The organism is Bradyrhizobium sp. P5_C12, from assembly GCF_054049735.1.
Genome location: NZ_JBFULU010000004.1, coordinates 100,446 through 114,403 on the forward strand (window position 1 = coordinate 100,446; position 13,958 = coordinate 114,403).

At 64.6% G+C, this 13,958-nt stretch carries 14 protein-coding genes; 11 read left to right on the forward strand and 3 right to left on the reverse strand.

What is annotated here, in order from left to right:
* Positions 1–242: 242 nt before the first annotated feature.
* From ACXJMY_RS04875 to ACXJMY_RS04885, 3 genes are all read right to left on the reverse strand, one after another.
* On the reverse strand, positions 243–1,511 hold the full coding sequence (locus ACXJMY_RS04875; protein WP_456618176.1) for a methyltransferase domain-containing protein: 1,269 nt from the start codon (positions 1,509–1,511) through the stop codon (positions 243–245).
* 85 nt (positions 1,512–1,596) lie between these two features.
* Complete coding sequence (locus ACXJMY_RS04880) at positions 1,597–2,619, reverse strand: lysylphosphatidylglycerol synthase transmembrane domain-containing protein (RefSeq protein ID WP_456618177.1); 1,023 nt, start codon at positions 2,617–2,619, stop codon at positions 1,597–1,599.
* Between the two features lie 12 nt (positions 2,620–2,631).
* Positions 2,632–3,219, reverse strand: a complete 588-nt coding sequence (locus ACXJMY_RS04885; RefSeq protein ID WP_404557241.1) for an SIS domain-containing protein — start codon at positions 3,217–3,219, stop codon at positions 2,632–2,634.
* 165 nt (positions 3,220–3,384) lie between these two features.
* Between ACXJMY_RS04885 and ACXJMY_RS04890 the strand changes: the two genes are divergently transcribed.
* From ACXJMY_RS04890 to ACXJMY_RS04940, 11 genes are all read left to right on the forward strand, one after another.
* Positions 3,385–4,413 carry an SDR family oxidoreductase gene (locus ACXJMY_RS04890; protein ID WP_456618178.1) on the forward strand — a complete coding sequence of 343 codons (1,029 nt, stop codon included), beginning with the start codon at positions 3,385–3,387 and terminating at the stop codon, positions 4,411–4,413.
* 85 nt (positions 4,414–4,498) lie between these two features.
* Positions 4,499–6,064, forward strand: a complete 1,566-nt coding sequence (locus ACXJMY_RS04895) for a PfkB family carbohydrate kinase (protein ID WP_456618179.1) — start codon at positions 4,499–4,501, stop codon at positions 6,062–6,064.
* Between the two features lie 28 nt (positions 6,065–6,092).
* Positions 6,093–7,094 (forward strand): NAD-dependent epimerase/dehydratase family protein, encoded by a 1,002-nt coding sequence (locus tag ACXJMY_RS04900; protein WP_456618180.1) that lies wholly within the window; start codon positions 6,093–6,095, stop codon positions 7,092–7,094.
* A 5-nt stretch (positions 7,095–7,099) separates the two neighbouring features.
* Positions 7,100–7,711 carry a hypothetical protein gene (locus tag ACXJMY_RS04905; RefSeq protein ID WP_456618181.1) on the forward strand — a complete coding sequence of 204 codons (612 nt, stop codon included), beginning with the start codon at positions 7,100–7,102 and terminating at the stop codon, positions 7,709–7,711.
* A complete protein-coding gene (locus ACXJMY_RS04910; RefSeq protein WP_456618182.1) occupies positions 7,708–8,745 on the forward strand; it encodes a phosphotransferase family protein in 1,038 nt (345 codons plus the stop codon). The genes ACXJMY_RS04905 and ACXJMY_RS04910 overlap by 4 nt, the downstream gene beginning before the upstream one ends.
* On the forward strand, positions 8,720–9,568 hold the full coding sequence (locus ACXJMY_RS04915; RefSeq protein ID WP_456618183.1) for a transketolase: 849 nt from the start codon (positions 8,720–8,722) through the stop codon (positions 9,566–9,568). The genes ACXJMY_RS04910 and ACXJMY_RS04915 overlap by 26 nt, the downstream gene beginning before the upstream one ends.
* Before the next feature lie 10 nt (positions 9,569–9,578).
* On the forward strand, positions 9,579–10,538 hold the full coding sequence (locus tag ACXJMY_RS04920; RefSeq protein ID WP_456618184.1) for a transketolase family protein: 960 nt from the start codon (positions 9,579–9,581) through the stop codon (positions 10,536–10,538).
* A gap of 8 nt (positions 10,539–10,546) precedes the next feature.
* Positions 10,547–11,653 (forward strand): DegT/DnrJ/EryC1/StrS family aminotransferase, encoded by a 1,107-nt coding sequence (locus ACXJMY_RS04925; protein ID WP_456618185.1) that lies wholly within the window; start codon positions 10,547–10,549, stop codon positions 11,651–11,653.
* The gene (locus ACXJMY_RS04930; RefSeq protein WP_456618186.1) at positions 11,643–12,761 is read left to right on the forward strand and encodes a DegT/DnrJ/EryC1/StrS family aminotransferase; all 1,119 of its coding nucleotides are present in this window, start codon (positions 11,643–11,645) and stop codon (positions 12,759–12,761) included. The genes ACXJMY_RS04925 and ACXJMY_RS04930 overlap by 11 nt, the downstream gene beginning before the upstream one ends.
* Positions 12,758–13,564, forward strand: a complete 807-nt coding sequence (locus ACXJMY_RS04935; protein WP_456618187.1) for a sporadic carbohydrate cluster 2OG-Fe(II) oxygenase — start codon at positions 12,758–12,760, stop codon at positions 13,562–13,564. Before ACXJMY_RS04930 ends, ACXJMY_RS04935 begins: the two co-directional genes overlap by 4 nt.
* Positions 13,557–13,949, forward strand: coding sequence for an LIC12192 family sporadic carbohydrate cluster protein (locus ACXJMY_RS04940; RefSeq protein ID WP_456618188.1), 393 nt, complete (start codon positions 13,557–13,559; stop codon positions 13,947–13,949). The genes ACXJMY_RS04935 and ACXJMY_RS04940 overlap by 8 nt, the downstream gene beginning before the upstream one ends.
* Positions 13,950–13,958 lie beyond the last annotated feature (9 nt).

Here is a 13,958-nt window from a genome sequence, read left to right on the forward strand (position 1 = left end):
CTGCGGGCGGGGCAAAAGGTCAAGGCAACGGCCTGCCCCGGGTCTTCGGCCGGCCGGGGTTACGGCGCCCGGCGCGGAGCCCATCGGGCGGCATATACCGGCTCCCCGTTTGGGGTGCCTCGTCCGGCACGGCGGCGTCCCTGCGCCGATGAAGGGCTGCGTCGGCCCAGGGGGCCGACGCAACAAACCGGTATCGATGGGAACGCGCCGGCGCGGCCTCGTCGCGCGGCCACCTCGCGTCGTCAGTCGGCCCGCTCGACCAGGGAGATGCCCGGCAGCGGCACGACGAACTTTCCGCCCTCGGCGAAATAGCGGGCGTGCTTGGCCCGGATCGGGTCGACATAGCGCCAGGCGAAGACGACGACGAACGCCGGCTTACGCTCGTAAAGGGCGGCGGGCGGCAGGATCGGGATGTCGTAGCCCGGCCCGGCCATCACGTTCCCCTTCTTGGGGTCGTCGTCCACCAGGAAATCGATTTTGCCCTCCAGGCCGAACTGCGGGAGCAACGTCGTGGTGCCGACCGAGACGCCGTAGCCGGCGACCGACTGACCGCGCGCGTGGGCGGCATCGGCCATCGCGACCAATTCGTCGCGGATGGCAGCGATTCTCTTCACGTAGGGCGCATAATAGGACGGCTGGTCGACGCCGAGCCGTTCTTCCTCGGCAACGAATCGCGCGACCTCCGCCGACGGCGTCTTGGTGCCGCCAGCGCGCTGAACCGTCACCCGGATCGAGCCGCCCTTGGTCCAGATGTGCTGGACGTCGATCACTTCCATCCCGAGCCGGGCAAAGAAGCGCTGCAGCGGCTTGATGTTAAAATACGACAGATGCTCGTGATAGACGGTGTCGAGAAGGTTCTTCTCGGTGACGTCGACACCATATTGGGTTTCGAAAACGAACAGCCCGTCCGGCGCAAGCACGTCGCGAACCCCGATCACCAGCGGGTCGAGATTGTCGACATTGGCGATCATGTTGTTGGCGATCACGACGCTGGCTGCGCCATGGCTCTGCAAGATGCGGCGACCAATGGTGTCCGTGAAGAAATCGCCGATGGTCTCGATGCCCGCCTCGGTCGCACGCCGCGCGATGTCGACAGCCGGATCGACACCCAGCACCCGCATGCCGCGCTCCTTGAAGAAGCCGAGCAGCGATCCGTCGTTGCTGCCGAGTTCGACGACCAGCGAGCCCGGCGCGACCCCAAAGCGGCTGACGACGTCGTCGGCATAGCCCGCGAAATGCTCCCGCAGGCCGAGCGACAGCGAGGTGGTATAGACGTAGTTGCGGTACTGGATCTCCGGATTCCCGACATGGAGAATCTGGAGGTGCCCGCAGTCCCTGCACAAATGCAGCGCCATCGGCACCGCGGCCCTGAAGACGGGATCATCGACGCTGGCGTCCGGCACCTGGAAGTTCGGCGTACCGATGGGCATGCCGGCCATCGGGACGACCAGCTCTTGCTTGTCGGAGTGACAGAGGCGGCAGGTATGACGGACGTAGAACAGGTTTTTCATCGTGGAACCGGAAATCGGAGAGATGCGCGCGGGTGGGGCAATCCCACCCTGTGAAGATCAGATGGACGGCAATGGTTCAAGCGGGTCAAGGGTGGCTCGATACCTCCTCGGCCTTCGCCAGCCCGTAGTTCGGTGATTCTCCCGCAGCCTTCGCCGCCTTGTCCGCGGAATACGAGCCACGCTCCGGACTTGCCAGCCAGATCACGCCGCCTGCAAGACCGATGATCACGCTGACGGCCCCCAGCAGGAGCGAAACCGACAGCGCCTCTTCGGAAGGAACGCCGGCAAGGCCAAGACAGGCGACCATGGCCCCCTCGCGAACGCCCCAGCCGCTGATCGAGATCGGGACGGCCGTCAACAGGACGACCGGCGGAATCAGGACGGCGGCGTCGATCACGGAGAGCTGCGCGCCGACGCCGCGCGCCAGGGCATAGCAGGCCGCCGCCGTCACGAGATGGATGAGGAGCGCCGATCCGAGGAGCAAGCCGCGGCACGCGGACTGCACGAGAAGAAACCTGACGAGCGTCCCGAAACGAACGAAGCTTGCGATCGCGGGAGGCGCGATGAGGCGCTTCGGCAGACGATCGAGTGTCAACAGGACCACGGTGCCGGCGACGCCCGCCAGCGTCAGCCCGCCGATGGCCAGGATCGCGGCCTGATCGGACACGCGTGACATCAGGAACGGCAATCCGGCCACCATCAGCACGACCAGCCCGATCAACGCCGTGAAACGGTCCGCCGCAACCCCTTTGACCGCCTCCGGCCACTGCACGCCGCGCTGCCGCAGCAGCCACATCCGGACCGCGTCGCCGCCGACCGACGACGGCAGCACCTGGTTGAACCAGAGGCTGATCATGAGGATCCGCCAGCCGGCGAACCAGTCCAGCGACACGCCGAGCGCGCGCATGATCAGCTCCCACCGGCCGTTGAGCACGAAGGTCTGAAAGAAGATCAGCGCCAGCGCGAGAACGAACAGGAACGGGTCGACGGAGACGAGATGAGCCCGCAACCGGCCCAGATCGAGGCCGCGCGCGATATAGACCAGCACCGCGATCGACAGCAGCAGCTTCACCGAAAACAGAGCTGTCTGTTTAAACCGCGACTGCATCCGATACCCGCCTCAGGACGCCGGGTATTCCGCGCGACCGATGACGAGGTCGATCGCGGCCATCATCCAGAACTGGTGCGTGGTCTCGACAATGTTGTAGCTGCGGCTGTCCACCCAGAAATTGACGTCGCCGAGATTACGCAGGGGATTCTCCGCATTCATGCCCGACAGCGTAATCACATCGAGCTTCATCGTCCGCGCCTGCGCGACCGCATTGAGAATGTTCTTCGAGCGCCCCGACGAACTGATCGCAACGAGACAGTCGCCGGCGCGGGCGTTCAGCCGCACGGCGTGCGCGATCCAGTCCTCGAAACCGTAGTCGTTGGCGAGGCACGACATCATGCTTGCATCGCTGAAGCACAGCGCAGGCACCGATGCGTTCTTCGCCAGATCGATCGCCAGATGCGAGGCGATGCCGGCCGAGCCACCATTGCCGATGAAGATAACGCGACCGCCCTGCTCGCGCGTCCGCAACCAGGTCGCACGGGTGGCGGAGATCCCCGCAAAAATACCGTCGTCTATCGCGGTCGCGCGATGGAGGCGACCGACGTAATCGTCGAGGAAGGCCTTGTGATCGGGATCGACGGACTCGGCAGGCATGGGCTGGCGGCTCGATTGCAACATGTCGCCCTGATACCGGCTATTACTAGGGATTGCAAAGGTATAATACTTGCAAAGTTTGCGGGCGGCTGATAGTCGGCTTTCGGGTTTCACTCAACATTGGCGAGCCTGTTTCGCTGGGCATTCGCGTCACGGATGTTCCCCATGAAATGCATCGTTACTGGCGGCGCCGGTTTTATTGGAAGTCACCTGGTCGATCGTCTCCTCGACGACGGCCACGAAGTCATCGCGCTCGACAATTTCGTCATCGGGCGTCCCGAGAATCTGTCGTCGCACGCCGGTTCGAGCCGGCTGAAGGTCGTGCGGGCCGACGTCACCGAGCTCGAATCGATCAGGCCGCATTTCGACGGCATCGACTGGGTTTTCCATCTCGCGGCGCTGGCCGACATCGTCCCCTCGATCGAATCGCCGATCCCGTACCATCGCGCCAATGTCGACGGCACGGTCAACGTTCTCGAGGCGGCGCGGCAGGCGGGCGTCCGCCGCTTCGTGTATGCGGCATCATCGTCCTGCTACGGCATTCCCGACGTCTACCCGACACCGGAGAGCGCCGAGATTCGGCCGATGTATCCCTACGCCCTCACCAAGAATCTCGGCGAGCAGTGCGTCATGCACTGGTGCCAGGTCTACAAGCTTCCGGCCGTGGCGCTCCGCCTGTTCAACGTATTCGGGCCGCGCCATCGCACCACGGGCACCTACGGCGCCGTGTTCGGCGTCTTCATGGCGCAGAAGCTCGCCGGCAAGCCCTTCACGGTGGTCGGCGACGGAGAACAGACCCGCGATTTCACCTTCGTCAGCGATGTCGCCGATGCCTTCGTGACCGCCGCACGCTCCGAGGTTTCCCACGAGATATTCAACGTCGGCTCGGACAATACCTACAGCGTCAACCGGCTGGTCGAGCTTCTCGGCGGCGACAAGGTCCACATTCCCAAGCGCCCCGGCGAGCCCGACTGCACCTACGCCGACATCACCAAGATCAAGCGGGTCCTGAAATGGACGCCGAAGGTGAAATTCGAGGACGGCGTCGCGACGATGCTGAAATCGATGGACCAGTACAAGGACGCACCCCTGTGGACGGTGGACAAGATTGCCGACGCCACCAAGGACTGGTTCAAATATCTAGGTGACGCGGACGACGCGGCGGCCGGCACGCCGCAGAAGGCAAGCCACTGAACAGGTTCGCCGGATATCGTTGCCGCGAGTCGATCAATTCCGCGCCGGCCGGCCGAGGTCGGCCGGCGCTTTGGGTATAATACACATGGGTAATACTTCGACAGACAAGTCGGCTGTCCATCCGGCACCGCACGAGAAGATCAAGACGATCGAGGAACTCGGCGCGATCGCGCGGGCCGCGCAGGACGCGGGCCGCACCGTTGCGCTGTGCCACGGCGTGTTCGATCTGGTGCATCTCGGCCACGTTCGGCACATCCTGGCGGCGCGCAACGAGGCCGACGTGGTCATCGTGACCGTCACCGCCGACCGTTTCGTCAACAAGGGCCCGGGGCGGCCGATCTTCCCGGAGAACATGCGCGCCGAGATGCTGGCCGCGCTCGGCACGGTCGACTGGGTCGGCATCAACCAGACCTCGAGCGCCGAGCCGATCCTCGATACCGTGCGCCCCGACATCTACGTGAAGGGCTCGGACTACGAAAACCCCGACGATGACGTCACCGGCAAGATCGCCACCGAGCGAGAGGCCGTCGAACGCCATGGCGGCCGCATCGTCTTCACGCGCGACGTGACCTTCAGCTCGTCGTCGCTGATGAACCGCTACTTCGACATCTACGATCCCCCTCTGCGCGACTACCTCCAGAAGGTGCGCGAAAGCGGTGGCGCCGAACGCCTGCTGAAGCTGATCGACAAGATCCAGGACATGCACGTGGTGCTGGTCGGCGACACCATCATCGACGAATACCAGTACGTCACCGCGCTCGGAAAGGCTTCGAAGGAAAACATCGTCGCCACTCTGTTCAAGAATGGCGAGCAATTTGCCGGCGGCGTCATTGCCGCGGCCAATCACGTGGCGAGCTTCTGCAAGTCGGTGGAGATCGTCACGACGCTGGGTGGCAAGGACTACCCGGAAGAGTTCATCCGTGCGCATGTCCGCCCGAATGTCAGGCTCACGCCGATCCGCATTCAGGGCCGCCCGACGACCCGCAAATTGCGGTACGTCGAGCTGGGATATCTGCACAAGCTCTTCGAAGTCTACACCATGGACGACACGCCGCTCGACGAGGCCGAGCGCAAGGAGATCGACCGCATCACCGCCGAGCGCGTTCGCGCCGGGGATGTGGTGATCGTCACCGATTTCGGCCACGGGATGATCGCTCCGAGCACGATCGATGCCCTGATCGGCAACTCCAAGTTCCTGGCGATCAACGCCCAGAGCAACAGCGGAAACCACGGCTACAATCTGATCACGAAGTATCCGCGGGCGGACTACATCTGCATCGACGCGCCGGAAGCGCGGCTGGCCGCCACCGACAAGTTCAGCGACATCGCGTCGGTGATCGAGACCAGCCTGCACGGCAAGATCGACTGCGACAACATGATCATCACGCACGGCTCCTTCGGCTGCTACCCCTTCTCGTCGAAGACCGGCGTCGCGCGCGTGCCCGCCTTCACCAAGACCGTCGTCGACACCGTCGGCGCCGGCGATGCCTTCCTGACGATCACGGCGCCGCTGGTTGCCGCCGGCGGCAATATCGAGGACGTCGCCTTCATCGGCAACGCGGCGGGCGCGATCAAGGTCGGCATCGTCGGTCACCGCAACTCGGTCGAAAAGGCCCCGCTGGTCAAGTTTGTCACCGCGCTGCTGAAATAGTGCACAGGAAGAATTCTGGAGAACGACAGTGATTGATCAGAAATGGAACGTGATGGTCACCGGTGGCGCCGGCTATGTCGGCAGCGTGCTGGTTCCCCAGTTGCTGGCAGCGGGCCACAAGGTCACCGTGCTCGACCTGTTCATGTATGGCGAATCGGTCTTCGATGCAGTTCGCAACAATCCGAACCTTCGCCTGATCAAGGGCGACATCCGCGACGAAGCCGCAATCAACGAGGCCCTGCGCGGCAACAACGCGGTGATCCACCTCGCCTGCATCTCCAACGACCCCTCGTTCGAGCTGGATCCGACGCTCGGCAAGTCCATCAACTACGACTGCTTCCGTCCGATGGTGCGCGCCTCCAAGAAGGCCGGCATCAAGCGCTTCATCTACGCGTCCTCGTCGAGCGTCTACGGCATCAAGGACGAGGCCGAGGTGACCGAGGAGCTGTCCTGCGAGCCGCTCACGGACTACTCGAAGTTCAAGGCGATGTGCGAGATCGACCTCGCCGAGGAGGCTGCGTCGGGTTTCGTAGCTTGCACCGTTCGTCCCGCCACCGTCTGCGGCTACGCACCGCGGCAGCGGCTCGACGTCGTCGTCAACATCCTGACCAACCTCGCGGTCAACACCGGCCGCATTCGCGTGTTCGGCGGCTCCCAGCGGCGGCCCAATCTGCACATCCAGGACATGTCCGCGGCCTATCTGTTCCTGCTTCAGCAGGACGATGCCAAGATCGACGGCAAGACCTACAATATCGGCTACGAAAACCATTCGCTGATGAAGATCGCCGATATCGTCAAGTCGGTGGTCGGCAGCAATGTCGACGTCGTGGTCGAGCCGACCGACGATCTGCGCTCCTATCACGTCTCCTCGGAGAAGATCCGCCGCGAGCTCGGATTCGCGCCGACGCACACGATCGAGCAGGCCGTGTCCGGACTGGTGGACGCCTTCAAGGCCGGCCGCCTGCCGGACTCGCTCAACGACCCCAGGTACTTCAATATCAAGATGATGCAGAACATCAGCCTGAAGTGAGCGGCGTGCGGATCGGCATCGATTTCGACAACACGATCATCTGCTACGACAAGGTCTTTGCCGCCGTCGCGCGTCAGCGCGGGCTGCTGCCCGACGGATGGGCCGGGCTGAAGACGGACGTACGGAACCATCTCCGGTCCCTCCCCGGCGGCGAGTCCGCATGGCAGGGCCTTCAGGGTTTCGTCTATGGCAAGGGAATTGGCGGCGCCGAGATCTATCCGGGCGTGCGGGAGTTCCTGGCGGCAGGCCGGCAGGCCGGCTCGAAGATCTGCATCGTCAGCCACAAGACCCGGTACGGTCATCAGGATCCGGACCGGGTCGACCTCCGCGACGCCGCGAGAGGCTGGCTGAGGGATGCAAGGTTGATCGGCGCCGAGGATGCGGCGCTCGCCGACGACGACATCTATTTCGAGGACACGCTTGCGGCCAAGGTCGAACGGCTCGCAAGCCTGAAGCTCGATGTGTTCATCGACGATCTCGTCGAGGTGTTCGAGCAGCCGCATTTTCCGAAGGCCACGCGATCGATCCTGTTCACGCGTTCGCAGCCTCCCCACCCCGGCCACTGCGAGCCCATGGCAACCTGGGCCGATATTCGCCGCGAGGTGTTTGCGCAATGAGCGAGCCCGACGTCAGCGCCCAGGATGCGATGGCGATCGGCGCCCGCCTGTCCGGCGCGCGCGTCGTGGGCGTCCAGCCGGCGCGCGCCGGCGGCAACAACAGGGTCTTTCGTCTGGCGATGGCGGAGGGCCCCGCCCTCGCCCTGAAGCATTATCCGTCCGACGGGCGCGATCGGCTGAATCAGGAATACGACGCCCTGTCGTTTCTGTCGCGCCATGCCATCACGTCGACACCGCGGCCGATTGCGAAGGACGCGGATGCGCAGTGCGCGCTGTATCAGTGGTTCGATGGCGAAGCGGCCGTCCTGCGGCCCCAGGCGGACGATGCCGACCAGCTGGCCGATTTCCTGATCGATCTCCAGAGGCTGCGCGACGCCGCGGGTGCGCGGGATTTGCGCAGCGCGTCGGCCGCCATTTTCTCGCCCGACGAAGCGGTCGCGCAGTACGAGCAGCGGCTGAACGGACTGCGGCGAGCCGCGGAGGATCATCCGGACCTGCGCGAATTCCTGGACGGCAGCCTGGTTCCCAGCACGGCAATCGCGATTCGGCAGCTCCGCCGGCGCTATGCGGAACTCGGCCGGGATCCCGGGGCGGATCTTGCGCCCGCGCATCGGGCATTGAGCCCGTCGGATTTCGGGCTGCACAACGCGCTGCGCGGCGAAGACGGCCGGCTGCGCTTCATCGATTTCGAATATTTCGGCTGGGACGATCCGGTCAAGCTGGTGTCCGACACCGCGATGCACCCCGGTAGCAATCTGCCCGAAGCCAAGGCAAATCAGTTGACCGAACGCCTCACACAAGCCTTCGCGGCTAGGGATGACGCGTTTGCGATCCGCCTTGACGTACTGTATCCTCTGTTTGGGGCGATTTGGTGCCTGATTGTCCTGAATGCCTATTTGCCGGAAAGCCGCTCCCGGCGCGCCTTGGCTGCGCAAGGTGGCGACCTGACGGTCCGCCTCGCCGGTCAGCTCGACAAAGCCCGCCGGCTCCATCAAACGATTTGCCAACGTGATCCAGATCTCACCCCACGCTGAAGCCGCCCTCACCTGCACGCTCGACGAGCGCAGCCTTTACCTGCGCCGCCTGGTGCTCGGATCCGTCCGTTCGGCGGGACGCGGACATGTCGGTCCGGCCCTGTCGCTGATCGAGATGGTCCGCGTGCTCTACGATGACGTGCTGCGGATCGACCCGCAGAACCCGCGCGATCCCGAGCGCGACCGCGCGATCCTCAGCAAGGGGCACGGCTGCCTGGCGCTCTACGCGCTGCTCGCCGATCGCGGCTTCTTCCCGCTGTCGGAGCTCGACGGTTTTTGCGGGTCCGACAGCATCCTGGGCGGACACCCCGAATACGGAATGGTGCCGGGCGTCGAGGCCTCGACCGGCGCGCTCGGACACGGCCTGTCCATCGGCGTCGGCCTTGCGCTCGCCGCGCGCATGCGCGAGCGCGCCTACCGGACTTTCGTCCTGCTCGGCGACGGCGAGATCAACGAGGGCTCGGTGTGGGAGGCCGCCATGGGCGCGGCCAAGCACGGGCTCGACAATCTGATCGCGCTGATCGACTACAACAAGCTCCAGAGCTACGGACCCACCGACTACGTGCTGCCGCTGGAGCCGCTCGCAGACAAATGGCGCAGCTTCGGCTTTGCGGTGCAGGAGATCAACGGCCACGACGTCGGCGCCCTGCGCACCGTCCTGAAGCAACTCCCGCTCGTGCCGGGGAAACCCGCGGCCATCATCTGCCATACCGTCAAGGGCAAGGGTCTGCCGGCCGCGGAATCCAACGCCGATTGGCATCACAAGAACAAGCTGACCGACAGCGAGCTCGACGCCATTCGCGTCGCCGTCGGCGATTTTTGATCGGCTCCCCATGCGCAACACCGCCATGAACATGGTCCACAAGCTCGCCGCGCGCGACGAGCGTGTGCTTTACATCGGCTCCGATCCCGGCGCGGGCACCTTGCGCGCGATGAGCAAGGAGTTTCCGAAGCGCCATCTGATCGAGGGCATTTCGGAAGCGCACATCATCGGCATGTCGGCTGGTCTGGCGATGGAAGGCTTCGTGCCCTACGTCAACACCATCGCGACATTCCTGACGCGCCGCTGCTACGAGCAGGTCGCCGTCGACCTTTGCCTGCACAATCTGCCGGTGCGGCTGATCGCCAATGGCGGCGGCCTCGTCTATGCGCCGCTCGGCCCCACCCACCAGGCGATCGAGGACATCGCGATCATGCGGGCGCTGCCGAACATGACGGTGATCTGCCCGTGCGATGCCGACGAGGCGGCGCGCATGATGGAGCAGACGCTGGACTGGAAGGGACCGATCTACGTCCGGCTGGGCAAGGGTGGCGACGCGGTCGTTTCCAAGGCCGAGCACGGCTTTGAGATCGGCAAGGCCATCCTCATGCGGCCGCCCGGCGACGTCGTGATTGTCACCACCGGCATCATGCTTCAGCGCGCACTCGCTGCGGCCGACCTGCTGGCGGCGCAAGGCATTCGCGCCGGCATCCTGCACATGCATACGGTGAAGCCGCTCGACACCGAGGCCCTGCTGCAAGCAGCCCGCGGGACCCGGCTGCTGGTGACGCTGGAAGAGCACGTGCCCTCGGGTGGGCTCGGCAGCGCGGTCGCGGAGGCGTTGATCGACAAGCTCGGATCAGGCCTGCCCGCGATGCTGCGGTTGTCGTTGCCGGACCGCTTCATGCACAATTACGGCTCGCAGGATTCGCTGCTCAAGAAGCACGGACTTGCGCCGAACGCCATTGCGAGCTCGATCGAGCACGCGCTCGCCGCCTCCCACACCTCCTCCCCTCAACTTCATTCCACCTGACGGGTCACATGTACGACGTTCGATATTCCTATCTGCTCGAGCAATTCTCCGACCCTGCCCCGATCCTGGCCGAGATCGGCCGCCTGGTGGCAACCGGCGACTTCACCCTTGGCAAGCCCGTTGCCGAATTTGAGCGGCGCTTTGCCGAGCTGATCGGCGTGCGTCACGCGATCGGCGTGGGATCGGGCACAGACGCGCTCAAGCTGCCGCTCAAGGCACTCGGCATCGGCCATGGCGACGAAGTCATCACCGCCGCCAACACCTTCATCGCCACCGTCGGCGCCATCGCCGAGACCGGCGCAACGCCGGTGCTGGTCGACTGCGACGATTCGTTCTGCATGAACGTCGACCAGGTCGAGGCCGCGATCACGAAGAAGACGAAGGCGATCATGCCGGTTCAGCTGACCGGCGAAGTCACCGACATGGGCAAGCTGATGGCGATCGCCCAGCGCCACAACATTCCCGTCGTCGAGGATGCCTGCCAGGGCATCCTGTCGGAGTTCGCCGGCAAGCGCTCCGGCACCCATGGCATCGCCGCCGGCTTCTCGCTGCATCCGCTCAAGAACCTGAACGTCTGGGGCGACGCCGGCGTCGTCGTCACCAATGACGACGGCATGAACGAGAAGCTCCGCCTGATCCGCAATCACGGCATGAAGAACCGCGACGAGATCGCGATCCTCGGCTGCAACTCGCGACTCGATTCGCTCCAGGCGGTGGTCGGCAACTGGCTGATCGGCCAGACCAGCGAGATCACGCGGCGCCGAATCGAGAATGCGGCCTATTACGACGCAGGCCTTGCCGGCCTGCCCGGCCTGCGCGTTCCGCCGCGCCGGCCCAACGTGAAGCACGTCTATCACCTCTACATGGTGTTCGCCGAACGCCGCGACGAGCTCTACCAATACTGCCTGGACAACGGCATCGAGGCGAAGATTCACTATCCGATCCCGCTGTATCAGCAGGAAGGCCTCAAGCACCTCGGTTACGCCCCGGGAACCTTCCCGGTCACCGACCGCCATGCCAAGGAAGTCATCAGCTTCCCCGTGGATCAGCATCTGGCGCGCGCCCAGCAGGACCGCGTCATCGAGACCGTTCGGAAGTTTTGCCATGGACGCTGACACCGGTCGCCGGCGCATCGGTTACGTCAATCTTCCCGCGCAATTCGAGGAAGAGCGCGGCGACATCATGCAGGCAGTCGAGGGCGTGTTCCAGCGCGGCGACTTCATCGGCGGGGCGGCGGTCGCAAAGCTTGAAGAGGAATTGTCCGCCTATCTCGGCTCACCGCACGTCGTGACGCTGAATTCCGGCACCGATGCGCTGATCCTCGCCATGAGGGCGCTCAACATCGGCCCCGGCGACGAGGTCATCACCCCGCCGAATTCATTCGTGGCATCGACGGCGGCGGTCGTCGCCGTCGGCGCCACGCCGATTTTTGCGGACGTGCTGCCGGACCAGAACATCGATCCGGCCGCCGTCGAGGCCGCCGTCACCCCGCGGACGAAGGCGATCATGCCGGTGCACTTGACCGGACGCATGGCCGACATGAACCCGTTGATGGCGATCGCCGCAAAGCATGGTCTTGCGGTGATCGAGGACAGCGCGCAGGCGGTGGGCTCGACCTACGACGGACGGATGAGCGGGACCATCGGAACGTTCGGCTGCTTCTCCGCTCACCCGCTGAAGAATCTCAATGCCGCGGGCGATGCGGGCTTCATCGTCACGGCCGACGGCGAACTCGCCGCAAGAATCCGTCGCCTGCGAAATCACGGCCTGATCAACCGCAGCGACGTCCAGGAATGGGGCATGGTTTCACGCCTCGACACGCTGCAGGCCGAACTGCTTCGCATCCGCCTGCGCAACCTGCCCTCGGTGATCGAGCGCCGGCGGCGCAACGCCGCGCAATACCGCGCCGAGCTTGCGGGGCTCCCCCTGTTCGTTCCGCCCTGCCGCAATATCGAGTTCAATACCTTCCACACCTTCGTCGTGCAAACCGACCGCCGCAACGACTTCCAGAAATATCTTGCCGACAAGGGGATCGAGACCGCGATCCACTATCCGATTCCGATCCACCTGCAGCCGGCAGCGGCGCATCTGGGTCACGGACGCGGCGCGTTTCCGGTGACCGAGCGGCAGGCGGATCAGATCCTCACGCTCCCGATCAACCAGTTCCTCTCGGCCGCCGATATCAGCTATATTTGCGCGACCGCCCGGGAGTATTTTGCATGATGGATACGGACTTCCTCCAGGCCGACGAGCAGGCGCTGGCGCAGCGCTTCATCGATAACGGCTTCGTCACGACGCCGGCCGATGACCGCGCAGGGCTCGACCGAATCCAGCGGCGCGCCGCAGAACTTGCGGCCGACTATCTGAAGCTGCCGCACAGCAACGATCCCTATGCGATGCTCGACAGCGTCCATACGCGCGTGAGCGTCGACGATCTCAACGGCCTGCGGCTGCACGTCTTCAACGGCCTCAACGCCGAGCCCTGGTTTCGTCCGACCTATTTCCGCCTGGCGCGCTCGACGATCGAGACCATCGTCGGCAACGAGCTCTGCATGCAGCGCCGCGTCAATCTCAGCATCCAGATGCCCGGTGACGATTCCTCGCTGCTCGCCACCCATTCCGACGTCTGGTCGGGCGACTCCCCGTTCGAGGTCGTGGTGTGGGTACCGCTGGTGGACGTCCATCGCACCAAGGCGATGTATCTGCTGCCGCCGTCCTTGAACGGCGACATGCAGGACCGGATGGCCAGCCTGCGCAGCGCCGAGGAGCTGTACAAGACGATCAAGCCGCACGCGACCTTCATCGAGATTCCCTACGGTCACGTGATGCTGTTCAACCAGACCCTGATGCACGGCAATCGCGTCAACGAGGAGCCCGGCACGCGCTGGAGCATGAACTGCCGCTTCAAGAGCATCATGTCGCCTTACGCGGACAAGCGCTTCGGCGAATTCTTCGAACCGATCCTGCTGCGTCCGGCGACGCGCGTCGGCATGCAATACAAGCTGCCGGGAGGCTTCCATGGCTGAGCGAGCCGGCCATCGCGGCTATATCGGCGCGCGGCCGCTGAACGGCAGCCGGACCCCGCAGCACGTCCAGAACATCGTGATCCGCGACTACGCGCGGCGCAAGAACCTGCAATATCTGCTCAGCGCCGTCGAGCACATCATGCCCGGCAGCTACATGGTGCTCGAGGACATCCTGGACGAGCTGCCGCGGCTGAATGGCCTGATCCTCTACAGCATCTTCATGCTGCCGCCCGACGAGGCGCGGCGGCGGGAGATCTACGACCGCGTGCTGCGCGAGGGCTGCGATCTGCACGCGGCCGTCGAGGAGATCACGCTGTCCTCGCGCGAGGGCATCCAGGCGGTCGAGGACATCCTGCTCGTCAATAAATACGCGACCATCCTGTGACGATGCCGC

Excerpts from the sequence above, each read along its gene's own strand:
- ACXJMY_RS04880 (WP_456618177.1), bottom strand. The coding sequence starts at position 2,619 with ATGCAGTCGCGGTTTAAACAGACAGCTCTGTTTTCGGTGAAGCTGCTG.
- ACXJMY_RS04890 (WP_456618178.1), top strand. The coding sequence starts at position 3,385 with ATGAAATGCATCGTTACTGGCGGCGCCGGTTTTATTGGAAGTCACCTG.
- ACXJMY_RS04940 (WP_456618188.1), top strand. The coding sequence starts at position 13,557 with ATGGCTGAGCGAGCCGGCCATCGCGGCTATATCGGCGCGCGGCCGCTG.
- ACXJMY_RS04930 (WP_456618186.1), top strand. The coding sequence starts at position 11,643 with ATGGACGCTGACACCGGTCGCCGGCGCATCGGTTACGTCAATCTTCCC.
- ACXJMY_RS04895 (WP_456618179.1), top strand. The coding sequence starts at position 4,499 with ATGGGTAATACTTCGACAGACAAGTCGGCTGTCCATCCGGCACCGCAC.
- ACXJMY_RS04925 (WP_456618185.1), top strand. The coding sequence starts at position 10,547 with ATGTACGACGTTCGATATTCCTATCTGCTCGAGCAATTCTCCGACCCT.
- ACXJMY_RS04885 (WP_404557241.1), bottom strand. The coding sequence starts at position 3,219 with ATGCCTGCCGAGTCCGTCGATCCCGATCACAAGGCCTTCCTCGACGAT.
- ACXJMY_RS04920 (WP_456618184.1), top strand. The coding sequence starts at position 9,579 with ATGCGCAACACCGCCATGAACATGGTCCACAAGCTCGCCGCGCGCGAC.
- ACXJMY_RS04910 (WP_456618182.1), top strand. The coding sequence starts at position 7,708 with ATGAGCGAGCCCGACGTCAGCGCCCAGGATGCGATGGCGATCGGCGCC.
- ACXJMY_RS04935 (WP_456618187.1), top strand. The coding sequence starts at position 12,758 with ATGATGGATACGGACTTCCTCCAGGCCGACGAGCAGGCGCTGGCGCAG.
- ACXJMY_RS04875 (WP_456618176.1), bottom strand. The coding sequence starts at position 1,511 with ATGAAAAACCTGTTCTACGTCCGTCATACCTGCCGCCTCTGTCACTCC.